This window comes from Salinicola sp. 4072 (genome assembly GCF_036663415.1).
Taxonomy (GTDB): domain Bacteria; phylum Pseudomonadota; class Gammaproteobacteria; order Pseudomonadales; family Halomonadaceae; genus Salinicola; species Salinicola salarius_A.
In genome coordinates, this window is the sequence record NZ_JAXOVV010000014.1 from 1 (window position 1) to 26,865 (window position 26,865).

22 protein-coding genes are annotated in these 26,865 nt (G+C 63.0%); 13 read left to right on the forward strand and 9 right to left on the reverse strand.

The features are described from left to right. Window positions 1-308: 308 nt before the first annotated feature. Window positions 309-3,656: a type I-F CRISPR-associated helicase Cas3f gene (cas3f, locus tag R3F72_RS10760; RefSeq protein WP_332779619.1), complete on the reverse strand. Its 3,348-nt coding sequence runs from the start codon at window positions 3,654-3,656 to the stop codon at window positions 309-311. Next, the gene (gene cas1f, locus R3F72_RS10765) at window positions 3,653-4,633 is read right to left on the reverse strand and encodes a type I-F CRISPR-associated endonuclease Cas1f (protein WP_332779620.1); all 981 of its coding nucleotides are present in this window, start codon (window positions 4,631-4,633) and stop codon (window positions 3,653-3,655) included. Before cas1f ends, cas3f begins: the two co-directional genes overlap by 4 nt. A gap of 171 nt (window positions 4,634-4,804) precedes the next feature. On the opposite strand from cas1f, the gene R3F72_RS10770 reads away from it, so the two are divergent. The 9 genes from R3F72_RS10770 to R3F72_RS10810 all read left to right on the forward strand — a co-directional run bounded on the left by R3F72_RS10770 (window position 4,805) and on the right by R3F72_RS10810 (window position 13,438). Next, complete coding sequence (locus R3F72_RS10770) at window positions 4,805-4,951, forward strand: hypothetical protein (protein ID WP_332779621.1); 147 nt, start codon at window positions 4,805-4,807, stop codon at window positions 4,949-4,951. Window positions 4,952-4,962: 11 nt separating this feature from the next. Further along, window positions 4,963-5,661 carry a metal ABC transporter ATP-binding protein gene (locus R3F72_RS10775; RefSeq protein ID WP_303856866.1) on the forward strand — a complete coding sequence of 233 codons (699 nt, stop codon included), beginning with the start codon at window positions 4,963-4,965 and terminating at the stop codon, window positions 5,659-5,661. Further along, entirely contained in the window at window positions 5,658-6,542 is an 885-nt protein-coding gene (locus R3F72_RS10780; RefSeq protein WP_332779622.1) for a metal ABC transporter permease, read from the forward strand. The genes R3F72_RS10775 and R3F72_RS10780 overlap by 4 nt, the downstream gene beginning before the upstream one ends. Window positions 6,543-6,576: 34 nt before the next feature. Further along, a complete protein-coding gene (locus R3F72_RS10785) occupies window positions 6,577-7,566 on the forward strand; it encodes a metal ABC transporter solute-binding protein, Zn/Mn family (protein ID WP_087718527.1) in 990 nt (329 codons plus the stop codon). A gap of 206 nt (window positions 7,567-7,772) precedes the next feature. Beyond that, window positions 7,773-9,029 carry a winged helix-turn-helix domain-containing protein gene (locus R3F72_RS10790; protein WP_087718528.1) on the forward strand — a complete coding sequence of 419 codons (1,257 nt, stop codon included), beginning with the start codon at window positions 7,773-7,775 and terminating at the stop codon, window positions 9,027-9,029. Window positions 9,030-9,233: 204 nt separating this feature from the next. Beyond that, on the forward strand, window positions 9,234-9,866 hold the full coding sequence (locus R3F72_RS10795; protein ID WP_087718529.1) for an OmpW/AlkL family protein: 633 nt from the start codon (window positions 9,234-9,236) through the stop codon (window positions 9,864-9,866). Between the two features lie 327 nt (window positions 9,867-10,193). Continuing rightward, entirely contained in the window at window positions 10,194-12,275 is a 2,082-nt protein-coding gene (locus tag R3F72_RS10800) for an FUSC family protein (protein ID WP_332779623.1), read from the forward strand. Next, entirely contained in the window at window positions 12,265-12,480 is a 216-nt protein-coding gene (locus R3F72_RS10805) for a DUF1656 domain-containing protein (protein WP_179208858.1), read from the forward strand. The genes R3F72_RS10800 and R3F72_RS10805 overlap by 11 nt, the downstream gene beginning before the upstream one ends. Window positions 12,481-12,493: 13 nt before the next feature. Further along, window positions 12,494-13,438, forward strand: a complete 945-nt coding sequence (locus tag R3F72_RS10810; protein WP_087718532.1) for an efflux RND transporter periplasmic adaptor subunit — start codon at window positions 12,494-12,496, stop codon at window positions 13,436-13,438. Between the two features lie 133 nt (window positions 13,439-13,571). Here R3F72_RS10810 and R3F72_RS10815 read toward each other — a convergent pair whose 3' ends face one another. Together R3F72_RS10815 and R3F72_RS10820 are read right to left on the reverse strand one after the other, a co-directional pair. After that, a complete protein-coding gene (locus tag R3F72_RS10815) occupies window positions 13,572-14,708 on the reverse strand; it encodes a M42 family metallopeptidase (RefSeq protein ID WP_332779624.1) in 1,137 nt (378 codons plus the stop codon). A gap of 155 nt (window positions 14,709-14,863) precedes the next feature. After that, window positions 14,864-16,222: a Na+/H+ antiporter family protein gene (locus R3F72_RS10820; protein WP_332779625.1), complete on the reverse strand. Its 1,359-nt coding sequence runs from the start codon at window positions 16,220-16,222 to the stop codon at window positions 14,864-14,866. Window positions 16,223-16,574: 352 nt separating this feature from the next. On the opposite strand from R3F72_RS10820, the gene R3F72_RS10825 reads away from it, so the two are divergent. The 3 genes from R3F72_RS10825 (at window position 16,575) to R3F72_RS10835 (ending at window position 19,122) form a co-directional block, all read left to right on the forward strand. Then, complete coding sequence (locus R3F72_RS10825) at window positions 16,575-16,967, forward strand: hypothetical protein (protein WP_208625364.1); 393 nt, start codon at window positions 16,575-16,577, stop codon at window positions 16,965-16,967. Window positions 16,968-17,188: 221 nt separating this feature from the next. Next, a complete protein-coding gene (locus tag R3F72_RS10830; RefSeq protein ID WP_332779626.1) occupies window positions 17,189-17,917 on the forward strand; it encodes a hypothetical protein in 729 nt (242 codons plus the stop codon). Further along, window positions 17,914-19,122: a sulfotransferase family protein gene (locus tag R3F72_RS10835; protein ID WP_332779627.1), complete on the forward strand. Its 1,209-nt coding sequence runs from the start codon at window positions 17,914-17,916 to the stop codon at window positions 19,120-19,122. Before R3F72_RS10830 ends, R3F72_RS10835 begins: the two co-directional genes overlap by 4 nt. A 310-nt stretch (window positions 19,123-19,432) precedes the next feature. On the opposite strand, the gene R3F72_RS10840 is transcribed toward R3F72_RS10835, so the two are convergent. Next, a complete protein-coding gene (locus tag R3F72_RS10840; protein ID WP_303856713.1) occupies window positions 19,433-21,082 on the reverse strand; it encodes a glucan biosynthesis protein in 1,650 nt (549 codons plus the stop codon). A 305-nt stretch (window positions 21,083-21,387) separates the two neighbouring features. Here R3F72_RS10840 and R3F72_RS10845 point away from each other — a divergent pair, with 305 nt between their 5' ends. Continuing rightward, entirely contained in the window at window positions 21,388-22,581 is a 1,194-nt protein-coding gene (locus R3F72_RS10845) for an alpha-hydroxy acid oxidase (protein ID WP_332779628.1), read from the forward strand. Window positions 22,582-22,639: 58 nt separating this feature from the next. Here the strand turns inward: R3F72_RS10845 and R3F72_RS10850 are convergent, their stop codons facing one another. The 4 genes from R3F72_RS10850 to R3F72_RS10865 are packed head-to-tail and all read right to left on the reverse strand — an operon-like array spanning window position 22,640 to window position 26,724. Next, window positions 22,640-24,022 carry a tripartite tricarboxylate transporter permease gene (locus tag R3F72_RS10850; protein ID WP_332779629.1) on the reverse strand — a complete coding sequence of 461 codons (1,383 nt, stop codon included), beginning with the start codon at window positions 24,020-24,022 and terminating at the stop codon, window positions 22,640-22,642. Then, window positions 24,019-24,492: a hypothetical protein gene (locus tag R3F72_RS10855; RefSeq protein ID WP_332779630.1), complete on the reverse strand. Its 474-nt coding sequence runs from the start codon at window positions 24,490-24,492 to the stop codon at window positions 24,019-24,021. Before R3F72_RS10855 ends, R3F72_RS10850 begins: the two co-directional genes overlap by 4 nt. Window positions 24,493-24,511: 19 nt before the next feature. After that, on the reverse strand, window positions 24,512-25,438 hold the full coding sequence (locus R3F72_RS10860) for a hydroxymethylglutaryl-CoA lyase (protein ID WP_332779631.1): 927 nt from the start codon (window positions 25,436-25,438) through the stop codon (window positions 24,512-24,514). Next, window positions 25,435-26,724 (reverse strand): hydroxymethylglutaryl-CoA reductase, degradative, encoded by a 1,290-nt coding sequence (locus R3F72_RS10865; protein ID WP_332779632.1) that lies wholly within the window; start codon window positions 26,722-26,724, stop codon window positions 25,435-25,437. Before R3F72_RS10865 ends, R3F72_RS10860 begins: the two co-directional genes overlap by 4 nt. Window positions 26,725-26,865 lie beyond the last annotated feature (141 nt).

Genomic DNA, 26,865 nt, shown 5'->3' on the forward strand with positions numbered 1-26,865 from the left:
TGGTGGCCGACGCTGCTGAAGGGGCTGCCGAAGCTGACCGCACTGAGCTGACGCTTCTGCGAGACCACCACAGCATCAGAAAGCGAGCGACCGGAGCGGCGGGCGGCGATCACGGCTGCTTGGACGGCCGCCATTGATTCCAAAGAGCTATAAGTAAGTAGGAAAAGGGCTGCGTTCTGGCATTACTCAACAGCCACTCGCGCTGAAGAGGCGAATCCTGATAAGCAATGCCAACAGCCAGTACCTTCAGACCGCTCAATCAGCGCCCTCGTGAATAAGGCGGGGCTATAGCTTCTCGAAGCACTAAGTCACCTCCGCTTCACAAATCCCAACGCCGGATGAAAATGCCATCCGTTCAGCGCCCGATTCGGCTTGAGCCGAATACGCCCGAAACGCATCGCGCACTGCTCCAACCCCATCCCCATCGCTTCCGCCTGGTCGGCTAGCGCCACCATGTAGTCCGGGTCATTCCAGGGCGTTATCCGTGGATTGGACAGCGACTCGTCCGGCAGGCGATCCAGTTCGGCCTCGGCCGGTGTCAGCTTTTCTTCTCTTCCGTCTGCATCCACGCGCCAGAAGCGGTAGCTCTCTTCCGTTTCGTCCGGGAAGAGCACGAATTCGCTATCGGGTTCGTTGTCTTCCCGAAACGGTTGCTGCTGAATCGCCAGTGCACTGAGCGACAGGGAGGCAGGACGATAGAAGAGATAGGCGCCCAGCGAGGTTGGCTTTTTCAGCCGGGAGCGGCGGCGGGCTGGCGCAGGCGCCGCCCCTTCCACCATCAACGCCGCCAGGCGCGCATGCTCCAGATCCACCAGCTTTTCGCGCGGCTCGAGAGGCTCGGGTGCCAGCAGCCGAGGACGTGAGTCGATGACATCGATTTCCGACTCTCTCAGCAGTGCGGTGAGTCGGTGTTTCACTAAAGGCCAGTCCTGCTCGGTCTCGAAGCCGGGCCGACAGAATGCAGGCCGCTTGCGTCCGAGCGCTTTGACGTTGGCGTCCAGCAGCGCAACGTTGGGAGCATCGATCGCCGCCGGTCGATGGCGCCTCACGCGCCCGGCGAGCTGAATGACCGAGCGCATCGAGGAGGGCTCGACCACGGCCCAGTCATAGTCGTGGTCGCGCCCAACCTCAGTCACTGGCGAGCCCAACACGATGAAAAGTTGATCCGGCTCGTCGGTGCGATCCAGCCGGCGGCGGATGTCGGGCAACTCGAACACTGCCAGCTCATTGCTGCGATCGAGCGTGCGGTCCAACCGCTCCTCGATCCGTGAACGCAGCAGCAGCGGGAACTGCGAGTGATAGACGCATAGGTGGATGCGGTAGCCGTCGGGTATGTCGCTGCGATAGAGCGCCATCGCCACCTCGACCAGCGGCTCGATATTGGCCATGCGGATCAGCCCGAAGCTGACCCGTTTGGTGGTATGAGGATCAAGGGTGTGATGCGCCTCGTGCAGAGCCAGTGCCTGTTCGAGCATGACGTCCGCCATCGCCGCATGGACATTCTCGGGCCGCGTATCCGGCGCGGAGACCGGCACCACGCAAGCGCGCCGCCGTGGTGCCAACTGGGCCAGACGCGCGGCGCGCTTGCGGGCGAAGTCGGCGTGCGCCACGTCGAATTGTGCCCCATCGGTACAGCCAGCATGCGAGCAGCCATGTTCATCGAACCATGCACACACCGGCTCTACCGGGGCACCCGGCGAGCCGCGATGGCGTTGGTATTCGGCCCGGCCTTCCCTGTAGGCATCGAACAGGCCGCGCACGATGGCCGGCGGTAAGGTCGCGGAGGAGAGCAGCACGCGGGAGCCTAGCATCCCCGTCCAGTAGACGAGACGTGTCAGCGCCGGAAGATCGGCGATATCGAAGTCGTCCGGTTCGTCGAGCACGAGATCGCCACTCATCAGGCGGAGCATTGGCGCGATCTGACCGCCGCCGCGCAGGCTCTCGGTCGCCGGCACCAAGTGGTCGATGGTACAAACCAGCACCGGCGCGCCGATCAGCGCTTGGGCGTGAGGATCAGCGATGGCCTTGCGCAGCACCGGGTGGCTATCGAGCTCGCCCTCGAAGAAGACGTGTGTCTGCTCGTCGAGGAGTTCCGCACGGGATTCGGAACCGCCATCGTTGCGCGACTGTTGATGTTCGAAGAGCGCCCGGCTGGCACTTCCACCAACGCGAATGGCGAGTTCGTCACTCCCCAGCCCCAGGCGCTCGCGATAAGCCTGCCCTGTTTGCAGCGTCAGCGTGCGCAGGCCGAGCGCGATCGAGAAACGTGCGCCCGATTCCGGGTCCGCGAGTCCGTAGAGAATGCGGCCATTGGCGATGGTCTTGCCGCAGCCGGTCGAAGCCATGTTGATGCCGAAGAAGCCCTGCTCACGGCTTCTGTCTCGCAGTCCGACGGCGAGGTCGTAGGCTTTGTCCTGCCAGCGAAATCTTGCATTGCGGCTGCGCGCCTTGAAGCCTTTGTGACGCGCGATCCGCGGTAGCGCCGTAGCCAGGTCGGGAAGGTGGTGAGTGATCTCGCCCGTTGCGCGCACGACGCCAAGCAGATGCTCGATCAGTGGTTGGCAGAATTCGCGCTTGCCTCGGTTAACCGTCGTGTTGGCGTAGAGCAAGACGTTGTCATCGGCCATACACCAATTCCCGCTCAGTCGTCCTTCGTCAACGAGACTCGAGTAGTGATGATCGGCAAGCATCAGCGAGAGCCGTGCCATGTGCATGACATACGGTGACTCAAGTGGCCGCGTCTCCCAACGCAGCTCGCTCAGCTGTCGTGCCAGACGAGCCGCTCGCGCTCGCCAATCTTCATGGGTTACGGGCAGACCACGGGAGAATTCCCAGTACGGCGAGTCCTCCTTGCGACTAGCAGGCTCGACACGCTCGTTCCAAGCCGCAGTAATGTCCTTCGGCAATGAAGGCAGGATGCTGGCGTTGAGCGTGGCGCGCACACCCACCCATTTCTGGGTGCCGGCCTCGTCGAAAGCCGGGAACGCCGGTAGCCGATGATGGCTGACGATCAGCCAACCAATGGCCGCCGCCAACGGTGGCAGTTGATTGAACGGAGCGCTGTCGCTGGCCCTTTCATCCATTCCATCGCGAATCAGGCGATCCAGCCAGCAGGCATCGTCCTCTGGCGTCGGCCGTTCGAGACGTGCAAGCCAGCTGGCGTCATCGTCCTGACCCACGAAAGCTTGTAACAGCCGCAGCGACACCCATTCGTGGCGGTAGCGATTGCGGCCCTCCAGCCTGCCGACAAGGCGCAACTGAAAGGCGTCCGTCGCCTTGCCAAGGTCGTGGAAGAGCGCCGCCATCGAAGCGAGCAGGTGAATCAACCTGAGCGAGTGCCAGTCGTTTTCGTCTTCCGTACGCAGAATATTGCGCCGGGTGGTGTTGGTCGGCGTCGCGCCCCGAGTGTTGAACTGCGAGGCATCGCCGACCACCCACATCAGTTCGCTGTGGTCGTGACCACGAATCCAGTGACATGCCACGGCGGTGTTCTTGCGTGCCTTGCTGCGTAGCAGTTTTCGCAGCGTATCGAGCCCGGCCTGGGTGATCGAGGTCTGCCAGGTGCGTTCACCGCGCCGTTCGGCGAACTGGTCGAGAATACGGCGCGTTTCCTTGAGCGCGTTCTTGCTGCATTGCGACACCAGCAGCACGTTCATGGTGTGATCCCATGGCCGAGGCGTTCGGCCGTCGCCTTCAGGGTATCGATCATCACATCCAGGGCTTCCACCTGCGTGAGCCTATCGATACAGGCCTGGCGAAACTCCTGTTCTTCATCGCCACGGCTGGCGGAAATGAACGCCTGCGGCAGGATCACGGCGTCCTTGACCAGATCCGCGACATCGAAGACCAGTCCGCCGCGGCGTGTCTTGCCGTGCAGCACTGCCAGGCCATGCGGAATCCCCAGCACCCAGGTCGCGGTAGCGCCCAACCCGTAGGCCAGATAATTGCCGTGATCGAGGAAGCGGTTGGCCGGATCGGCACCCTGGCCGCGTTTGACCCGGGTGAATTCGCCATAGTCCGCGGCGTGGCTCGCCAACCGGAATAGTTGCTTGGTGAGCCGAGCTTCTTCGGTCAGCAGCGCGGTCGTATCGGGAGCCGAGTCGATCGCCTGCCGGCTACACGTGAGCAATGCGTCCAGCTCTGCCTTGCTGGGGGTAAAGCCGGTATCGCGCTGGAAACGCGGCGCCGTCCAGAGGCGTTCGACTTGGGTGAGCCGGGCACGCTGGAAACATCGGGCCGCTTCCAGCCGCTTGTCGTCGTCGAACCAGAATCGCACCCAGTATTGGAGATACTCCGTCGGCCGGTATTCGCTCTGCGGGGTCAGCCAGGCGACATCCACGTCTACTTCGTTGGCTGCGAACAGCGGCGTACCGCCACCGCCGCAAAAGCCGACCAGCACGCCGGCCTTGGCCAACTCGCGCATCGCCGCCTGGGTAATCGAGGTGCCGGTCCCCAGCAGCAGCGAAGTGGTGTTGGCGATGGGGATGTTCCAGTATTTCGAGCGCTTGCCTTCATCGGTGACGTATTCGACACGGCCGCCATTCACCAATACGCGGCAATGTTGCAGGTAGTACAGATTCGCACGCTTCGAGTGCAGGATCGTCTTGAGATCGCTTGAAGAAAGGTCTTCCATCGTAACGTCACCTGCCAGCTGTCTTGTAACTGTTGGTAACGCAGATTTCACGGCGCGACAAGCCCACCACGAGAACTGTCAGGGATCTCTTACAAATGGTGTCAGCCAATCTCCGCTTGGCACTACTTTTGTTATGATATAACCTTTCCGCCTCATTCAAGGGGTCTCTTCATGTCACATCGTCACCGTCACCGCCCCGATGGGCCGTGCCATTTTTCCTTGATGTCGCTTGGCGCCGGGCGGCGTGTGCTGCTCGCGCTCATTCCCCTGGCGCTGCTGTGGCTCGTCGCGGGCTGGGCTACCGGGGTGTTTGGTTGATGGCTCGTTCGATGACAAAAACCGACACGTTGCTGACGCTGGAATCCCTGTCGCTGGCGCAGGGCAATCGCATGGTGCTGGAGAATATCGACGGCCATTTCGAGGCCGGCACCATCACCGCGCTGGTGGGGGCCAACGGGGCCGGCAAGAGCACGCTGGTCCAGGGGATCATGGGCGAGCTGCGCCCGGTCAGCGGCCGCGTTCGCTGCGAGGTTCCCAATGCGCGGCGCGCGTGGCTGCCGCAGCAGCTGGCGCTGGATCTGACCTTCCCCATGAGTGTCGAAGAGCTGGTGATGAGCGGTTGCTGGCCGACCCACGGCAGCTTCAAGCGCTACGGGCCGGCGGAGTATCGTCGCGGCCAGGCGGTGATGCAGCGACTGGGCCTGCAGTCATTCGAGCACCGGCCGCTGGGTGAACTCTCCGGCGGCCAGCGCCAGCGCGCGCTGCTCGGCCGTACGCTGATGCAGGAGGCCCAGCTGCTACTGCTCGACGAGCCGTTCGCCAATGTCGATGCGGCGACCGTTGAAGTCCTGATCGATGTGCTTCGCGCCATGGCGGCTGAGGGCGCGGCGATCATCGTCGTGCTGCACGATCACGATCAGATGACACGGCTGGCCGATCGCATCCTGCGGCTGGAGCGCGGGCAAGGGATCTGGTCCACGCCCGCGACGATCAACGATTCCTCTTCACCGGCGGAGACGTTGGCATGATCGATTGGCTGTTCTCTCCGCTGGTGGATTTCGGTTTCATGCGCCGCGCGCTGGTAGCCGGGCTGGCGCTGTCGCTGGTGGCGCCGCCGCTGGGGGTCTTCCTCACGCTGCGCGGCATGAGCCTGGTGGGCGATGCCATGGCGCACGCCGTGCTGCCGGGCGTGGCGGTCGGCTTTCTGCTGGCGGGCTTCTCGCTGCCGGCGATGAGCTTCGGCGGCCTGCTCGCCGGGCTGCTGGTGGCGGGGCTGGCGGGCAGCGTGTCGCGCCTGACCGGCCACCGCGAAGACTCGGCGATCGCCAGCTTCTATCTGATTTCGCTGGCGGCCGGGGTGATGTTGATCTCGATGCGCGGCAGCAGCGTCGACCTGACCCACGTGCTGTTCGGCTCGATCCTGGCGGTGGACAGTACCGCGCTGTGGCTGATCGTCGGCGTGTCGAGCCTGACGCTGATCGTGCTGGCGGCGATCTTCCGCATTCTGGTGGTCGAGTGCCTGGACCCGCTATTCCTGCGCGGCCAGGGGATTCGTGGCGGCGCGGTGCACGGGCTGTTTCTGGGCCTGATGGTGCTGAATCTGACTGCCGGCTTCCAGACGCTCGGCACGTTGATGGCGGTCGGCCTGATGATGCTGCCGGCGACGGCGGCGCGCTTCTGGTCGAAACGGCTCGAAGGGTTGATGGGGCTGGCGATCGCCATCGGCATGGTCTCCAGCGTCGGCGGGCTACTGCTCTCCTATCATGCCGGTCTGCCTTCGGGGCCCTGCATCATTCTGCTCGCCGGCGTGATCTATCTGTTTTCCGCGCTGTTCGGGCGTTACCACAGTGTCTTCGCCCGCTGGCGCCGGCGCGTGCAGCCCATGCTGCCGCCCGATGCCCACGGCTGAACCTTTCTTCTCTCGCCACAAGGATCGTTACATCATGGCTCACATTTCCCTTCGCGCCGTGCTGCTGGGTGCTCTCGGCGCCTCGGCGCTCTCGGCCAACATCGCTCATGCCCAGGAACCGCTGCAGGTGGTCACGAGCTTCAGCATTCTCGATGACATGGTGTCGACGATCGGTGGCGATCACGTCAGCGTCACGTCGCTGGTCGGCCCCGATGGCGATGCCCACGCCTTTTCGCCCAAGCCCGCCGATGCCCAGTCGCTCGCGGATGCCGACCTGGTCGTGGTCAACGGCCTGCAGTTCGAAGGCTGGATCGACCGCCTGGTCGATGCCAGCGGTTACGAGGGCGAAGTCGTGGTTGCCAGCAACGGTATCGACACGCGTTCGTTCGAGGGGCACGAGGACGAGGGCGACCATGACGATCATGACGATCATGACGATCATGACCATCAAGATCATGCGACCGACGGCGAGGAGGAGCATCACCATCACGGCGATGTCGATCCGCACGCCTGGCAGGATCTGGAGAATGGCGAGCAGTACGCGCGCAACATCCGCGATGCGCTGGTGAAGGCCGATCCGGCTCATGCCGATGCCTACCGCGCCAATGCCGAGCGCTACATCGACGAGATGGAAGCGCTCGACAAGGAGGCGAAAGAACGCCTGTCGCAGATTCCGGCATCCGACCGGCTGATCATCACCAGTCACGATGCCTTCGGCTACTTCGCCGACGCCTACGATCTCGAGCTGCTTTCGCCGGTGGGCATCAACACGCTGGCGGAACCCAGCGCCAGCGATATGGGCAGCCTGATCCAGCAGATCGAGTCCAGCCACGCCAAGGCGCTGTTCCTGGAGAACATGACCAACCCGGCGCTGATCAACCAGCTGCACGAAGAGACCGACATCGCCATCGGCGGCACACTCTACGCCGACGCGCTGACGGCGGAGGGCGAAGGCAGCACCTATCTCGGCATGTTCCAGCACAACGTCGACACCCTGCTCGACGCGCTGGCAGCCGACGACTGACCCCGACCCGACAGGCCAGCCCGCGACGGCGGCGCTGGCCTACTCTCTGTTTCCTGCTCTCTATTACCTGCTTCCTACTCTCTTCTCTCTTCCCTCTTCCCTCTTCCCCCTCCCTATTACTTCCTCTCTCTTTCCTCTTCTTCAAGACTGAACGACACTTTTCGGGCAGCATCCGCTCAAGCCTCCACCGAGAAGTGTCGTCTCGTATGCCGTCAGCCGTTCCGTCGCCGCAACGCCGCCTCACGCTCTCCCAGGCGCGTCGTCTCGCCCTGAAAGCGCAGGGTTTCACCTCCCGCTCCCCCGAGTCCGCCAACCGAGGCCATCTCCGGCGTCTCGTGGATCGTCTCGGCGTGTTGCAGATCGATTCCGTCAACGCGTTGGCACGTTCCCACTATCTGCCGGCCTTTTCGCGTCTCGGCCCTTACCCGACCCCGCTGCTCGACGAGCTGGCCTGGAGCCGTAACCGGCACCGGTCGCTGTTCGAATACTGGGGCCACGAGGCCTCGCTGCTGCCGCTCTCGTTCTACCCGGCGATGCGCTGGCGCATGCGCCGCGCGCAGGATGGCATCGGCATCTACAAGCATCTGGCGCGGTTCGGCCGTGAACGGGGCGAGGTGATCGAACGCGTACTGGCCCAGGTACGCGACCACGGCCCGCTGGGTGCCGGCGCACTGAACACGCGGGAAGGCCCTGCCGGCCCGTGGTGGGACTGGAGCGATGAGAAGCACGCGCTGGAATGGCTGTTTGCCGCCGGCGAGGTCACCGTCGCCGGCCGCCGGGGTTTCGAACGGCTCTACGACCTGCCGGAACGGGTGCTCCCCGCGACAGTACTGAACCAGACCGAACCCGATCTGCTCGAGGCGCATCGGCAGCTGTTGCATCAATCCGCCCGGGCGCTTGGCGTGGCGACGGAGAAGGACCTGCGGGACTACTACCGGCTGGCGCCGCAGGATACCCGTGCCGCGCTACAGACGCTGATCGAGGACGGCACAGTGACGCCGGTATCGGTGGAAAGCTGGCAGCAGCCGGCCTATGTCGTCGGCGAGCCGCGCATTCCCCGCCGACTCGAGACCGCCGCGCTGCTCTCGCCGTTCGACTCCCTGATCTGGTATCGCGAGCGCACCGAGCGCCTGTTCGGCTTTCACTACCGCCTGGAGTTCTACGTCCCGCCGGCCAAACGAACCTACGGCTACTACGTCATGCCGTTCCTCCACGGCGACCGGCTCATCGCCCGGCTCGACCTGCGTGCCCGGCGCGCCGAGGGGGAACTGAGCGTTCTCGCCATTCACCCCGAGCCCGCCGTGACGTTCCGTGATGCCGAACTCGACGCACTGGCCGGCCAGCTCGAACGTCTGGCATGCTGGCTCGGGTTACCGCGTATTCACCTGGCCTGCGAGCGCCCCCTTGCCCAGCGTCTGAGCGCCCTGTGGCCGGTGGATTCTTATCGGCGCCTGTCGCTCTGAGAGGGCGGCAGCCCGGCACGCAAACGGGCATCGACATGCTCACGCTGTCCGACTCGACCACGCTTCCCGTGGCGAAGTGACGACCTTGCGGCAAATAACCACACTAACAATAAGGTTATTGAGGCGTATGCTGACATCGTCGCCTTCGAGGCTACCGATTCCGAGGCGAGTCAATGTCAGTCATAAGGACAAGGGAGCATCATCATGAACACGATTCTTCATCGCTTCTCCGTCGCCGGAATGGCGCTGGTCACCGCGCTGAGCGCCGGTAATGCCTTTGCCTATGGTGCCGGTGATGTGTTCACCCATTTCGGGGTCGCCAAGGTTTCGCCCAAGAGCGACAACGGCCACTTCGATGGTCTGAACATGGATGTCGATGTCAAAGACGACACCGGCTTCGCCTTCACGCTGGGTTACCGTTTTCTCGACAAGTGGGGCGTCGAACTGCTGGCCGCCGAACCGTTCGAGCACGACATAAACCTGAACGGCAACGAGCTGGCCTCGACCAAGCATCTGCCGCCGACCCTGACGCTGCAGTACTATCCGCTCGGTGGCACTCAGTCTCGTGTCCAGCCATACATCGGCGCAGGCGTGAACTACACCCATTTCTCCGATGAAGACCTGGACGTCGGCAGTCTCGATCTCGACGACTCCTGGGGTGCCGCCGGCCAGTTGGGGGTGGACCTGCTGATCGACGATCACTGGTCGATGAACGCCGCCGCCTGGTATCTCGACATCGACTCCGACGCGACCGCCGAGGTCGGTGGCCAATCCTATGACACCACCGTTCACATCGACCCCTGGGTGGTGATGGGCGGCATCGGTTACCGTTTTTGAAGCCGCCGGATTCGGACCCAAACCGGTCATCTCATGGCCACCGCTTGGTGGCCATTTTTCGTTTTCTCCCCTCCCTACCACCCAACCTGTCTGACGCTTCCGCCTACATCCGACTCTTCCGCCTACATCCGACGCTTCTGCATCAAGCTATCTGCACAAAGCTATAGACATAAGTTGAAGACAATGTGATCATTCGCAGCCTAACTTTTATGGCGCTTTGATACACCTTTATTGCGCTTCAATACACTGCCCCGTGGAATGAATGTTCCGTGGTTGTGCCCATGGAAATGCCCCGTGGATGCCCGCATTCACGGGTTTTGGTCATTTATGATTCGAATTTCTGCCGATCACTGGTTACTGGCGTTGCGAACGGTGCTGGCCGTCTGGCTGGCACTGTTCCTGTCCATGCGCCTCGATCTCTACCAGCCCGCCTGGGCCATCCTGGCGGTGATGATCGTGACCCTGCAGCCGGTCATGTTCACCGGCGGTACGCCGCCGATCGGCATCATCATCGGCCGCAGCCTGGCGCGCCTGTTCGGCACGCTGTTCGGCGCTATCGTCGCCCTGGTGCTGATCGCGCTGTTCGGCCAGCAGCCGATGCTCTATCTGCTGTTTGCCGGCGCGTGGCTGGCCTTCTGCATGTACTGGGTAATACTCGAGCCGGATGAATACATCGGCTACGTGATGATGCTCAGCGGCTATACCTCGACGCTGGTGTCGCTGACCGCGATCGGTACCGGCATCGAGGATATCTGGTCCGTGGCCCAAGGGCGCTTCAGCGAAACGGCGCTGGGCATCGGCTGCGGGCTGCTGATGCATGTGGTCATTGCCCCGCGTTATGGCAGTCATGCCCTGCCGAGCGCGCTTTCCCAGTTTCTCTCGCGGGCCGCCACCGAAACGCTGGCAACGCTCGCCGAACCTCGCGCTCGCGACGATCGCGATGCGCAGTTGAAGACGCTGTTCCAGCATTATCAGCAGTTCGAGACGCTGCGCGGGCTGACACGGCTGGAGACCCGCCGCCTGAGCCATTTCATTCCAGCGCTGGATCGATTTGCCAGCGATGGCCTGGCGCTGATCACCGCCGTCCGCGAACTGGAAACGGCACTGGACTACCTGCGCGATTGCGAGGATGGCGAGCGCTGGCTAGCCGAGCTGAGCCGGCAGGCGCAGCCGCTGCTGACGGCGATCGAGGCCGAGCCGGAGGGCAAGCCAACCGAACGCCTGCTGCTGGCCGATTTCGAGTGGGACGAAGCGACGGTGGAGCCACGTACCCGCACCCGTGCCGAGCTGGTGCGACAGCGCCTGGGCGAAGTGCTGGGGCTTTTGCAACACGGCCGCCGGCTGCGCAACGCGCTCAACGATCCGACCTCGTCGAAGGTCAAGACGTTGCCCCGCGAGCGCCGCTCCCGCGCCGCGCACAACGAACACTTCGTCGCCCGCTTCAACGCCTTTCGCGTATTCATCGCCTTCGAGCTGCTGGGTCAGGTCTGGGTTCATAGCGGCTGGCATTCGGGCTATCTCGCCATGATGCTGCTTGGCGTCTTCATCATGCTGTTCGCCAAGGCGCCCAACCCGGCCGCCATCGTCAATCAATTCCTGTGGGGGTCGATCGCCGCGGTCATCCTGGGCGGGGTTCTGCTGTTTCTGGTGTTACCGGTGATCAACGGGTTCCCGCTACTGGCGATCGCCATCGGCATCCCGGTCGCCATCGGCACACTGATGACGCCGCACCCCCGCTGGTCGCTGATGGGAATGGCCGGCGCCATCACCATGATGACGCTGCTCAACCTGCATTCGACCTATACGTTTTCGCCCTCGAGCTACATCAACGGCGGGCTGGCTTCGATCATCGGGACCATTGCCGCCATGATTACCTACTCGCTGTTTCGCCAGCGCTCCCCCGGCGAACGCATCGAGACGCTGATGGCCGCCTACTGGCGCGGCCTGAGCCGGCTGCTGCGGGAGAAATCGCTGCCCAATCGCGCCCGCCTGGAGAGCCGTCTCTACGACCGTCTGGGCCGGCTGGTCGCGCTGGGTGGCAGCGATCGCTCGGTCAGCGAGGCGATCGACCTGCATGCCTTGGCACTGTGCGTGTGGCGAATCCGGCGTCTGCGCGAGGCACTCGGCCCCCACCGCGCGGAGATCGAAGCCTGGCTCGGCGACATCGGCACTCGCGTGGTGTCGCGCCGCCATCACGATCCGGCCGTCTGGCACGAGCTGGCTGACGAGGCCATTGCCTGGGTCGAACGGCTCTATCATGAAACCCGCCTGCCGATCGCCAGCATCGGCGAGATCGCCATGCTGGGGCATCTGATGCGAGAAGCGCCGGGCGTGGTACTCGAGGCCCGCGCGGACGAAGAACACGATGCGTCCAGGGCAACCACCGGAGACACTCGACATGCTGGCTGAATGGTCGTTCCTGGGCTTCCTGATACCGCCGCTGACGGTGCCGGTATTGCTGGCCCTCGGGCTCTATCTGATCCTGCGGCGCGTGTTCGTGCGCCTGGGGCTCTATCACTGGTTCTCGCAACCGGTACTGCTGGATATCGCGATTTACGCTTTGCTGTTGTGGTCGGTACTCGCCCTGACGGGCTCGCTGCCGATCGCTGGATGAGGAAAAGACCTTCATGAATTGGCCTACCGGACTCCGCAAGACGCTGCGGCTAGTGTTGACCATCGCTGTGGTGATCGCGGCGGTCATTGGCGTTGCTCAGATCTGGGATCACTACATGCACGATCCGTGGACCCGCGACGGTCGCGTTCGTGCCGATGTGGTCAATCTCGGCACCGATGTCGCCGGCATCGTCGACAGCCTCGAGGTGCACGACAACCAACTGGTGAAAAAAGGCGATGTGCTGTTCACCATCGACCAGCAGCGTTACCAGCTGGCGCTGAACGAAGCCAGGGCCAATCTCAACCAGTTGACGCAGCAGCGCGACGAAGCACAGGCCGCCAACAGCCGTCGCCAGCGTCTGAAGAATTACGTCTCCCAGGAGGACAAGGACAACGCCCGCTTCGCGCTGGCCACGGCCCAGGCCGCCGTCGAACAGGCGAAAGTCGAGGTCAACCAGGCCGAGCTGGATCTGGAACGCGCCACCGTTCGCGCACCGGTCGACGGCTACGTCACCAACCTGCTGCTGCGACCCGGGCAGTACGTGACCGTAGGCACCGATGCCATGACCCTGGTGGATGCCGAAAGCTTCTACGTGCTGGGCTACTTCGAGGAGACCAAGCTCGACAGCATCGATGTCGGCGCGCCCGTTCGGGTCCAGCTGCTCTCCAGCGACGAGCCCATCTGGGGGCATGTCGACAGCTTCGCCCGCGGTATCAGCGACAGCAGCCTGAGCAGCCAGGAAAACGGCCTTGCCTCGGTCAACGCCTCGTTCGACTGGGTACGCCTTTCCCAGCGGATTCCCGTTCGCATCGCGCTGGACGAGATCCCCGAAGGCACCAAGCTCTCCGCCGGCCTCACCGCCACCGTCTACCTCGAGAGCGACCGCCAGGGCCGCGAAGAGGCGCCCGACTGGTGGAAGCCGATTCGCCAGTGGTGGGAAGGGTTGATCAGTATCTGAGCCCATACGAAAACGCCCCGACGATCGCTCGTCGGGGCGCGGGCAGCGGGATAAACGCTGTTCAATCGAGGGCCATTCACGCGAAGGCCGTTCAATCGAAGTCGTTCACTCGAAGTCGTTCACTCGAAGTCGTTCACTCGAAGTAGCTGAAGGTCTCGCCGGGCTTGATGTCGAGCAGGGTGTGGTAGATCAGCTCGATTACGTTCTCGACGTCCTGCTTGTGGACCATCTCGACGGTGGTATGCATGTAGCGCAGCGGCAGCGAGATCAGCGCCGAGGCGACGCCGGAATTGCTGTAGGCGAAGGCATCGGTATCGGTGCCGGTGGCCCGCGAACGCGGCAGGCGCTGGAACGGGATCTTCTGCTCCTGGGCGACCTTGATCAGCCGCTCGCGCAGCTTGTTCTGGATCGCCGGGGCGTAGCAGATCACCGGGCCGTCGCCGATCTTGTTGGCGCCTTCGCGCTTGGGCTCGATCATCGGCGTCGAGGTGTCGTGGCTGACATCGGTAACGATGGCGACGTTGGGGTTCAGGCGCTCGGCGATCATCTCCGCGCCGCGCAGGCCCACTTCTTCCTGCACCGCGTTGACGATGTAGAGGCCGAAATCGAGCTTCTGCTTGCGCGCCTTCAGCAACCGCGCCACTTCCGCGATCATGAAGCCGCCGATGCGGTTGTCGATGGCGCGGCAGACCAGCTTGTCGCCATTGAGCACGAAGAATTCATCCGGGTAGGTGATCACGCAGCCGACGTGAACGCCGAGCGCCTCGACCTCATCCCTGGTACTGCAACCGACGTCGATGAAGATATTGTCGAGCTCCGGCGGCTTCTCCTTCGGCCCCTGACGGCGGGTGTGGATCGCCGGCCAGCCGAACACGCCCGGCACGATGCCGTTGTCGGTATGAATGTTGACGCGCTTGGAAGGCGCGATCTGATGGTCACTGCCGCCGTTGCGGATGACGTAGATCAGGCCATTGTCGGTGATGTAGTTGACGTACCAGGAGATCTCGTCGGCGTGACCTTCGATCACCACCTTGTACTCGGCGTCCGGATTGATCACGCCGACGGCGGTGCCATAGGTGTCGGTGATGAACTCATCCACGTACGGACGCAGGTACTCCATCCACAGCTTCTGGCCTTCCCACTCGTAGCCGGTCGGCGAGGCGTTGTTGAGATAGCGCTCCAGAAACGTCATCGCATCCGCGTTCAGCGGCGCCGCGTTGCGCTTGGTCGTCTTGGTATTCTTGGGCGTTTTATCAGCGCTTTTGCTCATCTCGAGCTCCTTGTTTCAGGCAATGTATTTCCGCTAATAGTCGGCCAGCTTAACAGGCACCACCCGCCAACGCTGCTCTTCGCATTCCCGAGGCCGGCTCCCGTCGCCCGTCAACCGTCGCTCGAAGCCCGGAGCCCGGAGCCCGGAGCCCGAAATCAGAGCACCATCGCCGCGACCCAGCCGAAGATCAGCAGCGGCACGTTGTAGTGCAGGAAGGTCGGCACCACGCTGTCCCAGATATGGTCGTGCTGGCCGTCGGCATTGAGCCCGGCAGTCGGCCCCAGAGTGGAATCCGAGGCCGGCGAACCGGCATCGCCCAGCGCTGCCGCCGTGCCGACGAGCGCAACGGTCGCCAGCGGCGAAAAGCCGAAGCTCAGCGCCAGCGGCACGTAGAGCGAGGCGATGATCGGAATGGTCGAGAACGAGGAGCCGATCCCCATGGTGATGAACAGGCCTACGAGTAGCATGATCAGCGCGGCCAGCCCCTTGTGATCGCCGATCATCGCCGCGGAGCTGGTCACGAGGCTTTCCACCGAGCCGGTCGCCTGCATCACGCCGGCGAAACCGGCCGCCGCGATCATGATGAAGCCGACCTGCGCCATCATCCGCATGCCTTCGGTAAACACGTCGTCCTGCTCCCGCCAGCGGAACACGCCGCTGGCCGACAGCAGCGCGAAGCCGAACAGACCGCCCAGCACCATCGAATCCGTCAACAGCTGGACGACCAGGGTGCCGACCAACGACGCAGCCAGCACGATCTTCTGCCAGCCGCGAAGGGGGCGATCAGCGCCGGCCGACGCGGGCTCCTCGCTGTCCTGCTGGCCTACCAGCGCCCGGTCTTCGTAGGTGCGCTGGCGGCGATAGCTGAAAAAGACGGCAACGAGCAGGCCCAATGCCATGCCGCCGATCGGGATCGCCATCGCCAGCGGCACCTGGGCCGCCTCGACCTGCAGGCCGAATTCCGCACCGCTGGTGTTGAGATTGTTGAGCAGAATGTCGTTGAGAAAGATCGCGCCGAACCCGACCGGCAGCAGCATGTAGGGCGCCGTGATCCCGAAGGTAATGACACAGGCCACCGCGCGACGATCCAGCCGGAGCCGGTTCATCAGCGCCAGCAGCGGCGGCACCAGGATCGGAATGAAGGCGATGTGGACGGGAATCAGGTTCTGCGAGCTGATCGCCGCCAGCAGCAGGCAGCCCAGCAGGGCCAGCACCACGCGGCGCCGACGGGGGCCGGAGCCCTCGAGATGGAATCGCTCAATGGCGCGACGGGCCAGCGCCTGGGTGATGCCCGAGCGTGACAGCGCCACCGCGAACGCCCCCAGCACCGCGTAGGAGATCGCCACCGTCGCCCCATTGCCCAGCCCGCCATTGAAGGCATCGAGAATCCCGCCCAGCGGCATGCCGGCATACAACCCACCCACGAGCGCGGCGACGATCAGCGCAAACACGACCGAGACCCGCGCCAGACTCAACGTGACCATTATCAGAATGGCCAGCACCACAGCATTCATGCATCGCCCCATTTCAAACCGTGAATCGTGCCTGCCGAGCGCAGCCGGCAGACGAAGCCGCCGATGATATCGACCCAGTCGGCGAACGCCAGAAAAATTCCGGAAGCGAGGCCCGGCCGATAGCGGAACTCATGGTTACCCAGCTCACTCTTGATTACAAAACGACGCCAATGTCGGCGAACGTGCTAACAAAAAACCTCATTCAATTTCCGGCTGACCCCGCTTAAGCTGAACTGACTATAATGATCGACGCCACAAGCGTCGGCTGGAGTGGCCCCACGTGACGACATCGACGTCGGGGTGCCCTCGGGGTGATTGAAGGGGCTGATTCAGCCACTGAGAGGTAACCGTCATGACTCGACCGACCCAACGACACGCCACACGCCTGCCGACCGTCCTCATCGCCATCGGCGCTACCCTGCCGCTCGCTGCGGAAGCCTATGTGGGCCCGGGCGCGGGGCTGAGCCTGCTGACCGCGCTGTGGGGCATCATCGCCGCGATCGGCATGGCGCTGTTCTTCGTCATCATGTGGCCGATCCGGCGCATGCGGCGCCGACGCAAGGCCGAAGCCGCCGCCTCGGCGGAGAGCGGCGGGGCCGAGAATAGTACCTTCGAGACTGGCACCGCCGAGAGCGGTACGAGCACGGCCCAAGCCCGCACCGCCCAGGATCCGGAGTCGCCACCGACCACCGCCCGCGTCGAGGAGAGTCAGCGCGGAGCGTCTCACGTCGGGCATCGCTCCTAGCGGCGTCACGCCTTGGCAATATCATCTCTTGAATACCCATAAAACGGGCCGGCAAGGCGTCGTCGCCGTCGGCCCGCCTCTTCCAGAATGCCTGGGATTAGAAGCCTGAGTTGAGAAGCCTGGATTCAAATGCCCGCGTTACGCGCTCGTCATCCTGCCGGGGCATTCTGCTCCCCGGCAGCGATTGACGCGCGGACGATGGGCCAGTGTCAGGAGGACACATGGGATTACTGGATCTGCCGGATCCGATCTTCGCCGCCATCGATGGCGGGATGAAAAGCGTCCTGCCCGCCACGCTGCGGCTGGTGGTATGGGCGGCGATCGCCGGTGTCGGCACGCTGTTCCTGTATCGGCTGGTGTCACCGCAAGGCAGGATCGCCAATGCCAAACGGGAAGCGCGCACGGCGCGCAGGCGACTCAATGACTTCGATGGGGAATTCAGCGATGCCGGCCCGCTGATTCGCGACCAGTTCATCAGCGCCTTTCGGCATCTCGGGCTGGTGTTTCTGCCCACGCTCGTCTCGATCCTGCCGCTGTTGGCGCTACTGACCTGGCTGGAAAGCCACTACGCCCACGCACTGCCGGCCGAGGGTGAGACGCCCTCCGTGCAAGTGACTCCGCAAAACAGCGACGCCCCCTACGACGCGCAATGGGTTCGGGAAGACGGCGGCTTGCGAGTGATCGTCAGCGACGGCAGCAGCGAGCTGGCCAACGTTGCCATGACTGCCCCTATCCCGGTAATCGAAAAGCGCCAGTGGTGGAACTGGCTGGCTGCCAACCCGCTGGGCTATCTGCCGGCGGAGAGCCCCATCGAGCGGGTCGCCTTCGACCTGCCCCAACCCGAATATCTGCCGTTCGGGCCAGGCTGGATGCGCCACTGGCTCGCTATTTTCTTCCCGGTCATGACGATCGTGTCTCTTCTCACTTATCGTTGGGCGAAAATCGAATGAGCACCTCGGATTCCGACAATTCGACCTCCCGGCCGGTCGAATCCCGCAACGCAGGTACCGGCAACGCAGGCACCAGCCCGGCCGCCAGCGGCAAGGTCAGCGATCCCGGCTTCGTGGTGCCCGGCTGGATGCACTGGCTGGGGGGCTGGATTCACCGCAAGCCCGGCACCTGGATCAAGCTCGGCAACCTGGAAACGCGAGCGGTGCAGGATTCGATCGCCGACAGGCACGTCGACCGTCCCGTCTACGTCGCCGGGCTCGCCCGCTCCGGTACGACCATTCTGCTTGAGCATCTCGCCTCCCACCCCGCCGTGGCGACTCACCGCTACGTCGATTTTCCGCCGCTGCTGACGCCCTACTGGTGGAATCGCTGGCTCGCGCTGGTGCCCCTGACTCAAAAAAAAGAGCAGGAGCAGGCCCAGGAGCGCGCCCACAAGGACGGCATCGAGGTGACCTCGCAGAGCCCGGAGGCGTTCGAGGAGATGCTATGGATGGCGTTCTTTCCCGAGACCCACGATCCGACCCAGAGCTCGGTGAAAGGGCGCCATGCCGAGCATCCCGCCTTCGAGCGCTTCTACGACGAGCATATCCGCAAGCTGCTTGCGGTGCGCAAGCGCCAGCGCTACGTCGCCAAGGGCAACTACAACCTGGTGCGGCTGGGCTATCTGCACCGGCTCTATCCGCAGGCGAAGTTCGTGCTGGTGATTCGCGACCCGGTCTGGCACATCGCCTCGCTGATGAAGCAGCAGGCGCTGTTCGTGGCCGGAGAGACCAGCGAGCCACGCGCGCTGGAACACATGCGACGGGTGGGACACTACGAGTTCGGCCTCGATCGGCGGGCGATCAACGTGGGCGACGACGAGGAAACCCGGCGCATCACCGCGCTGTGGGAAGCCGGCAACGAAGTCGAGGGATGGGCGCGCTACTGGGCCGCCATCTACGCTCACCTCGCCGATACGCTGGACGAGGATCCCGAGCTGCGCAAGGCGTGTCTCATCGTGCGCTATGAAGATCTCTGCGGCACGCCTCGCGAGAGCCTGCAGGCGGTTTTCGACCATGCCGAGCTCGAACTCGAGCCGCAAGCGCTGGCGGAAGCCGCCAGCGGCCTGCACGCACCGACCTACTACAAGCCCAGGTTCAGCGATGCGGAAGTGGCGATGATCGCCGAGATCACCGGCCCGGTCGCGGCGCGGTTCGGGTACTAGTGACGGGCTTCGGCTTGCGCCGGCTTCGGCGCTTGAAAAGCGGCATCGGGCTGAAAGCCTACGACCGGCACAGGCTCGTGTTGCGGTGAAAGTAGCGCTAACGACACCTGAAAGAAACGCGGCGGCCAGATGGCCGCCCCGTGGGTTTTTGCAGATTTGCGTCTGGCCTAGGTTTTGTCTGAAAAGTCGTCGAGCGAAGGTCAGACAAGGCAAAAATCGGTGAAAAGACGGAGTTTACGCGGTGTAAATGAGTACTTTGAGCCGATTTTTAACGCCGTATGGCCGAGCGCAGGCAGTTTTCAGACAAAGCCTAGCTTGCCGGATGCGCCGGATACTCCCGCTCCTCCGGCGGCGTCGGGAAATACTGGAAAAGCCAGGTCTCGCTCACCGTCTTGCCGTCGGCGAGCAGGTTGAGCCGCATGTTGACCGGATCGGTGGAGTCGCTGGTCGGGTACCAGTCGAACTGGATACGGAAACCCTCGATCTCCTTGACCCACAGGATATCGAGCTGCTTGACGTCGCCTTCCGGCACGTCGAGCTGGGTCTTGATATCGATGTCGTTGTCGTAGAAGTGCTTGAGCTCGCCGCCGACGAAATCCACCGCGATGCGCCGGGCCCAGACTTTCGGGTAGTGCTCTCCCGGCGCCCAGCCCTCGGGGAAGCCGCCGATGCCGGTGAACGTCTTGCGGACTCGCGCCAGCTCGGGCTTCACCGGCGGCTGTGCGCTCCAGTAGAGCTTGTAGCCGTAATTGAGCTCCTGCCCCGGCTCGATCGCCTTTTCCGGCTTCCAGAACGCGACCACGTTATCCATGGTCTCCCCGGTGGTGGGAATCTCCAGCATCTGGATCTCGCCCTTGCCCCACTGCCCCTTCGGCTCGACCCACAGGCTGGGGCGCTTGTGGTAGTTGGCGACGATGTCCTCGTAGCTCTTGAAGTCGTGATCGGTCTGCAGCAGCCCGAACCCCTTGGGATTGTCGTCGCCGAAGGTGTTGAACTGGACCCGCGGCGGATTGTTGAGCGGCCGGCAGACCCACTCGCCGTTGCCGAGCCACATCGACAGCCGGTCGGAGTCGTGGATCTGCGGGTGGAAGGTCAGGCACATGTCGCGCTGCTGCGTGCCGCAGCTGAACATGCTGGTCATCGGCGTGATGCCGAGCTGGGCGATCGACTCGCGCGGATAGAGGTGCTTGTCGATGTCCATCACCACGCGCTCCTCCTCGCAGTGAATGACGAAGCGATAGGCACCGGCCAGGCTCGGCGAATCGAGCAGCGCATAGGCGGTGAAGGTCGTCGAACCCGGCTTGGGCGTCTCGAACCAGAAGCGGGTGAACGCCGGGAATTCCTCGGTCTTGCCGTCGGTATAGGTGTTGACCGCCACGCCGCGTGCCGACAGACCGTACTGATAGGTGTCGTCGACGGCCCGGAAGTAGCTGGCACCGAGGAAGGAGACGATGTCCCGCTCGGTCAGCGACGGCTCCTTGAACACGCGGAATCCGGCGAAGCCGAGATCGCTCTGCCCCTCGAGCTGGGAGACATCGACACCGGCCCTGGCGTATTCGAACAGGTCGGGACGGAAGTGGATCTCCTTGGCCTGCTGGGTCTGCGGGTCGATGGAGTACATCCGGACCGGCTGGTTGAACCCCATGCCGACATGGAAGAACTGGATGTCCAGCGGGCCATTCATGCTGTTCCACAACGAATGGTCGGGATCGTAGCCGATGGCGTTGTAGTTCTGCGGCGTGAGATTGGCCAGGGTCGGCGGCAGTTTCTCGACGTTGCTCTGATACGCCTTGGCGGCCAGATCGCGGGCGAAGCCCTGCAGCCAGTCGAAACTGAAAGCCGCCGCTTCGCCGTCGGCGATATCGCTGGTGGCGCGCGCCGCCGCAAATAGTGGCGCCGAGGGCAGGCCGTACCAGGCAGCCAGGGCAATCGCGCTTTTCAGCACACTTCTACGATCCATGAACACCCCATCCTTTGTGTGTCGGCAGTCGAATTGGCAGCATACCCGATCATCGCGAATCAGGCTGCACCGAAGAGAATCGTTCATCAGACGTCTTCGCGCCGGGCAGGTTCCCTGGCCGAATCGCGACTCACCTCGTGACGGCCAAGCCAACCTCCACCCCACCCTTGGTGGCATCGTCGACGAATGCATGGCGTGCTAACGTCTGCCGTATCGGGACGCCCTGATCCCCCTGCCGATATCGAGAGGTTTCGTGAAACGTCGCTACTCCTCCCACTATGCGTGGCGCCGCGCGCAGAGCATCGATGAACTCGCCTGGATGGCGCCCGGCCTTCGCCTGGGAGTACGTCCACGGTGGTTCCGAGGACGAAACCACGCTCGGCGACAACCGCCGCGCCTTCGCCGCCTGGGGCTGGCAACCGCGCACGCTGGTCGATGTCGAGGCCAGAGACAGCCGTACCCGACTGCTGGATGTCCCTGCCGAACTGCCGCTGGCCATCGCCCCCACCGGCTACAACGGCATGCTGTGGCGGGATGGCGATATCGCCCTGGCGCGAGCCGCAGCCAGTCGCGGCATTCCTTTCACGCTCAGCACGGTCTCCTGTGCCAGCCTGGAAACCCTCGCCGCCGCCGTGCCGGATGCGCGGCTGTGGTTCCAGCTCTACGTGCTGGATGACGAGGCGGTGCGTAACGATATGCTCGAACGCGCCAGGAACGTCGGCGTCGAGACGCTGATGGTCACGACGGACACCGTCGTGCTGGGGCGTCGCGAATGGGATTCACGCAGCTATCTCAACCCCCGGCGCCTGGCGTGGCCCTACCTGCTGGATGCCGGCCTGCATCCGCAATGGGTCTATCGCGCGCTCTGGCCTCAGGGGCTGCCGACGCTGGGCAACCTAATGAAGTATCTGCCCAAGGAGCAGCAGAGCGCGGGCAGCGCCGCCGGCTATATCAACCAGCGCATGACGCGCCGGCTGACCTGGGAAGTGCTGGCCGACATTCGCGAGCGCTGGCCCGGCAAGCTGTTGATCAAGGGGATTCTCAACGCCGAGGATGCGCTCGAGGCCAGGCGCATCGGTGCCGACGGCGTGGTCGTCACCAACCACGGCGGACGCCAGCTCGACGGCGCGCCGGCAACACTGGATGCACTGCCCGAGGTCGTCGACGCGGTGGGGGATTCGATGCACATACTGCTGGATAGCGGCATCCGTCGTGGCAGCGATATCGCCAAGGCCGTCGCGCTGGGAGCGGAAGGCGTGCTGTGCGGGCGCGCGACTCTCTACGGCCTCGCGTTGGGCGGAGAAGCGGGCGCGGCTCATGCCATCGATCTGCTCAAGGATCAGTTGCACAACCTGATGGCCCAGCTCGGCCGGCCCACACTCGCCCAGCTCGATGCTAGCTGTCTGCGACGCTCCCCTTATGCCTCGACCCGAGGCGACTCGCCCCGACGCCCGAGCGACGCCCTGCCGGGTGGGGAAACGCCGGGGGACATGCCTTGACGGCCATTCACACGTTCAATCTTGTCGTCTTGTAGACGTGGCATCTGATACTCGATGCTCACAACAGAGCAGACAGCGTTGGCACGGTTAATACGGCAATGTAGAATCCCATGAACTGTACGCCAATATTGAAGCCCAACAAACGTGACAGGAACCCACCTACCAGCCCCACCGTGACAACGACCAGCAAGCCCAGCAAGCCGCCTTCCCAAAGACCGATCACCAATATGAGCCCGACGAAGGTGCCGATGATCGCTTCGTGGCTGATATTGCGGGACACGAAGGAGGCAGCACGGCGGGCGTAGTTCATCGAGAAGGGATAGGCGATCAGCAACGCAAGCACTACTGCCAGTAGCCCGTAAACCAGAAATTCCCAAGTTCCCAGTAGATTGTGCAGGTTATTCACCTGGCCGCTGGCGCTATCCACGGTGAAGCGTGGCGGCGCGTTGAAAAGCGGTGCCGCCGGACCCGCAGCAACCGGACTCAATGGCAGGCCGAAGGCCATCAAAGGAATGAGGGCCTCGGCGATATAGGTCGACTCGGTCACGCCATTGCGAACCGCCAGCGTCGTCGTCAAGCGGTGATAGACATGTCGAATGCGGCTTGAGACCACCTCACCCATGATGACCGTCATGGCCACCGGGCTGAACACGAAGGTGAGACTGGAGGCCACGGCAGTGCCTATCGTCCAACTCGTCTGTCGGGAATCCAGGACCTTGAGGGGGTTGGGGAAGTAACCGCTCCAGCGTTTGACGTCGGGCGCCAGCGAAAACCGGGCAGGTCGGTCCCGTTTCCGCCGGGCTCGCTCGGCGGGCGACAATACCAGGAACAGATCGGAAATCAGCGGCCCGATGGCAATGCCCAGGAAATAGCTGACGCCCAACTTGACGCCGTGGGCAGCGGTGAGATTCTGCAGCGCGACAATCACTAGCACGAAAGGCCCCAACGCCAGCACTGCTGCCCAGCGACCGGGAGAAAAGTAGGCGATCGCCAGTGCGGCAACCAAAAATAGATAGGGCGCGGTGTTTTGCACGAAACCACCGAAAGGCGCCAACAAAAGCGCAAAGACGACAGTCACCGGCACCGCGATCAATGCAGCGATGACGCCACCGGAGATCATCTTGCGCAATGCGATATGCGGAACACCCAACTGACGCAGATAGTTCGCCTCGCGCATCATTGGCGCAGCCATGGTGTCGCCGGGAATCCCCAGCAGTGCGGTGGGTACGGCATGGGTCATGTGTTTGGATACCGCACCTGCCAGGAAGAAAGTGTACACACCGGCGGGCGGAACGCCGATTAACACGACCAGTAACGTCAAAGGCGCAATGGTAGTGGTCTCGTCGCTCCCCGAGACAAGACCTATGGCTGAAAACACGACAGCCCCGATGATACCCATGCCCAACGCCACAGGGAGCTGTGCCAACAAGGCATCCATCATGACTTCACTCCTTCTTGATCCGCGCGCTCAAGGTGATGCTCGGTCAGCGCAACGGCGTCGCCTTTGGCATGATCACGCTCATAAACCAGAAAGGCCTCTTCCAATTCGAGTTCTCTCAATTCCGATCGGACGGCCTCCGGTAAATCTTCCACCCCTCCCCTGCTGCCATAATCGGCGTAAAGGGCAGCCAGTACCCCTTGCAGGTTTTCAGTATCGACGATGTCTTCGACGACTTCCCGCTTGGGCCGAAAGAGGTATGCGCAGATTGCACCGCCCAGCACGCAACCGATGATGCCGAATAGCATGGCGTAGGTTCGCGCCATTCGAGGGTCACTGATGAACATGCCAAGCAGCCACTCGGCTGCCTGAAAAGCGCCCAAGCTGACCGCTCCACCGATGATCAACGAGCAGATCAGGTGGTGACTATCTACCGTGTCATTCCAGACCTCGAGCAATCGATCATTTCTCATTGTCATAATCCTCCTCTTGCTAGTTGCCGAGACGACCGCCTCGACCACGATTGGCGCGGATGGCCCTGGCCACGGGTGAAGGCGTACTCCGTGACAGCGTGCGGTCGGCCCACTCGGCAACATCGACCAACCGCTCCAGGTCGATGCCGGTGTCGAACCCTTGACTCTCGAGCAGGTGCACCAGGGATTCGGTCGCCACGTTACCTGTGGCACCCGGTGCGTAGGGACAACCACCTAAAGCTGAGACCGAACCATCGAAGGCACGCACCCCGGCCTCCAGCGCGGCCTGCACGTTGGCGACGGCCATGCCCCAAGTATCGTGGAAATGCCCCGCCAAAGCGCCAACGGGCATTTGTCGTGCACAAGCCTCGATCAATTCACTAGTGTGGCGTGGCGTGCCAATGCCAGTCGTGTCCCCGAGACTGACCTCGTAGCAGCCCATGTCGAGCAGGTGGCGGGCAAGCGTCGCCACTTCCCGCGGATCGACATCGCCGGTGTAGGGGCAGCCCAACACACAGGAGATGTAACCCCGGACACGGATGCCGGCCTGTGCGGCCAGCGGCATGATGGGTTCGAAACGTGCCAGGCTCTCGGCAATGGAACAGTTGATATTGCGATGGGCAAAGGCTTCGGAAGCCGCCGTGAATACCGCGACCTCGTCGACCCCCGCAGCCAGTGCAAATTCAAACCCTCTCGAGTTGGGTACCAGTACGGAGTAGGTAACATTCGGTCGCCGATTCAGCTCGCCCAGCACGTCCTGGGTCTGCTGCATTTGGGGTACCCAGCGTGGGGAGACGAAGGCACCGGCTTCCAAGTGAAGCAAGCCCGTATCGGCTAAGCGTTCGAGCAGTTCGACCCGCATGGCGACAGGCAACACCTCCGGCTCGTTCTGCAGACCATCTCGGGCGGCAACCTCAACGAGTCGCACCGGCTCCCTGGTTGTCATGAGTTCGTTCCGCGCTGCTGCCGTAGCAGTTCCGAGGCGTTATCTGCGCTGACGCGCCCGTCCTCGACCATTCGCCGCACGATAAGGTCGAGCTCGTCCGCTGTTGCGCCTGCCGTCAGCGCGATATTGCGTGCATGCAGTGCCATATGCCCTTTTTGAATGCCCTCCGTCGACAAAGCTCGGAGGGCGGCCAGATTCTGAGCCAGGCCCACTGCCGCCGCGATTTCTCCCAGCTCGCTGGCGGTTTCGACACCCATAAGCTTCAGTGACAACTGTGCGAGCGGATGCGTACGGGTCGCACCGCCGACCAACCCCACCGGCATGGGTATCTCGAGCGTCCCCACCAGATCACCTTGGGTATTCTTCTCCCAGGTCGATAGCGAACCGTAATGGCCATGGCGGCTGGCAAAGGCATGCGCCCCGGCTTCGACGGCGCGCCAGTCGTTACCGGTAGCGATGATCAGGGGATCGATGCCGTTCATGATGCCCTTGTTGTGGGTCGCCGCCCGGTAGGGATCGATCGCCGCAAGCCGGTATGCCTCGACGATTCCTTCGATCACGGACTCGCCGTCGAATCTCGAGGTGGTCAGCTGGTCAGCGGAGAGCCTGACTTGGGCTCTCGCCAACCGGAGATCGGCTAGGTTGGAGAGGATGCGCAGACAGACGCGCCCACCGCTGAGGCTTTCGACAAGTGGTGCGACGGCTTCTGCCATGGTATTGACCGCATTGGCTCCCATGGCATCCCGAACATCCACGATCAAATGCGCGACCACCATTGGCCCACTGGCCGTATGGGGAAAAACATGAACCTCGACATCCCTACACCCCCCGCCCAGTCGATTGAGCAGACCGTCGCAGGCGTTGGCTTTGTCGATAATCCACTGTTTGTTGGCGAGAATACTCAGTCGAGCGTTATGAGGGTCGGGAATGTCCAGCACTTGGATTTGTGCTCGCATCAACGGCTCGCTACAGGAAGTGGTGAAACCGCCGCTGTCTCGGGCCAGCCTTGCCATATAGGATGCCGCAGCAACGACCGAGGGTTCTTCCACAGCGAGGGGGATCAATACTTCTCGACCATTGACGATGAAATTGGTGGCAACTCCCACCGGCAACTCGAAAGTCCCGATGACATTCTCGATCATGCCATTGGCTGTCTCGAGCCCCAGGACTCCCGGACTCTTCAACTTTGCCGCATCATCATCTGACAAAGCTTTTATTTCCACGAGCTTTTGGAGGCGATCACGAGGTGAAAGATTACGAAAGTCAGCGATACGCGAGCAGGTCATGGCGACAACTCTGTGGTGAATGAATAGCGCCAGACTAACGGAACATCACCGACCCACATACTGTACCTATGTCTTGGTAACAGTATGATGGGTACACTCCTATCGACAGAATGAACACGGCTGAAGAAGCGGCGTTGAGGA

Bases quoted from the DNA above. Each gene is read 5' to 3' on its own strand.
- cas3f (WP_332779619.1), bottom strand. From the start codon at position 3,656: ATGAACGTGCTGCTGGTGTCGCAATGCAGCAAGAACGCGCTCAAGGAA.
- cas1f (WP_332779620.1), bottom strand. From the start codon at position 4,633: ATGGAAGACCTTTCTTCAAGCGATCTCAAGACGATCCTGCACTCGAAG.
- R3F72_RS10770 (WP_332779621.1), top strand. From the start codon at position 4,805: ATGTCACATCGTCACCGTCACCGCCCCGATGGGCCGTGCCATTTTTCC.
- R3F72_RS10775 (WP_303856866.1), top strand. From the start codon at position 4,963: ATGACAAAAACCGACACGTTGCTGACGCTGGAATCCCTGTCGCTGGCG.
- R3F72_RS10780 (WP_332779622.1), top strand. From the start codon at position 5,658: ATGATCGATTGGCTGTTCTCTCCGCTGGTGGATTTCGGTTTCATGCGC.
- R3F72_RS10785 (WP_087718527.1), top strand. From the start codon at position 6,577: ATGGCTCACATTTCCCTTCGCGCCGTGCTGCTGGGTGCTCTCGGCGCC.
- R3F72_RS10790 (WP_087718528.1), top strand. From the start codon at position 7,773: ATGCCGTCAGCCGTTCCGTCGCCGCAACGCCGCCTCACGCTCTCCCAG.
- R3F72_RS10795 (WP_087718529.1), top strand. From the start codon at position 9,234: ATGAACACGATTCTTCATCGCTTCTCCGTCGCCGGAATGGCGCTGGTC.
- R3F72_RS10800 (WP_332779623.1), top strand. From the start codon at position 10,194: ATGATTCGAATTTCTGCCGATCACTGGTTACTGGCGTTGCGAACGGTG.
- R3F72_RS10805 (WP_179208858.1), top strand. From the start codon at position 12,265: ATGCTGGCTGAATGGTCGTTCCTGGGCTTCCTGATACCGCCGCTGACG.
- R3F72_RS10810 (WP_087718532.1), top strand. From the start codon at position 12,494: ATGAATTGGCCTACCGGACTCCGCAAGACGCTGCGGCTAGTGTTGACC.
- R3F72_RS10815 (WP_332779624.1), bottom strand. From the start codon at position 14,708: ATGAGCAAAAGCGCTGATAAAACGCCCAAGAATACCAAGACGACCAAG.
- R3F72_RS10820 (WP_332779625.1), bottom strand. From the start codon at position 16,222: ATGAATGCTGTGGTGCTGGCCATTCTGATAATGGTCACGTTGAGTCTG.
- R3F72_RS10825 (WP_208625364.1), top strand. From the start codon at position 16,575: ATGACTCGACCGACCCAACGACACGCCACACGCCTGCCGACCGTCCTC.
- R3F72_RS10830 (WP_332779626.1), top strand. From the start codon at position 17,189: ATGGGATTACTGGATCTGCCGGATCCGATCTTCGCCGCCATCGATGGC.
- R3F72_RS10835 (WP_332779627.1), top strand. From the start codon at position 17,914: ATGAGCACCTCGGATTCCGACAATTCGACCTCCCGGCCGGTCGAATCC.
- R3F72_RS10840 (WP_303856713.1), bottom strand. From the start codon at position 21,082: ATGGATCGTAGAAGTGTGCTGAAAAGCGCGATTGCCCTGGCTGCCTGG.
- R3F72_RS10845 (WP_332779628.1), top strand. From the start codon at position 21,388: ATGAACTCGCCTGGATGGCGCCCGGCCTTCGCCTGGGAGTACGTCCAC.
- R3F72_RS10850 (WP_332779629.1), bottom strand. From the start codon at position 24,022: ATGATGGATGCCTTGTTGGCACAGCTCCCTGTGGCGTTGGGCATGGGT.
- R3F72_RS10855 (WP_332779630.1), bottom strand. From the start codon at position 24,492: ATGAGAAATGATCGATTGCTCGAGGTCTGGAATGACACGGTAGATAGT.
- R3F72_RS10860 (WP_332779631.1), bottom strand. From the start codon at position 25,438: ATGACAACCAGGGAGCCGGTGCGACTCGTTGAGGTTGCCGCCCGAGAT.
- R3F72_RS10865 (WP_332779632.1), bottom strand. From the start codon at position 26,724: ATGACCTGCTCGCGTATCGCTGACTTTCGTAATCTTTCACCTCGTGAT.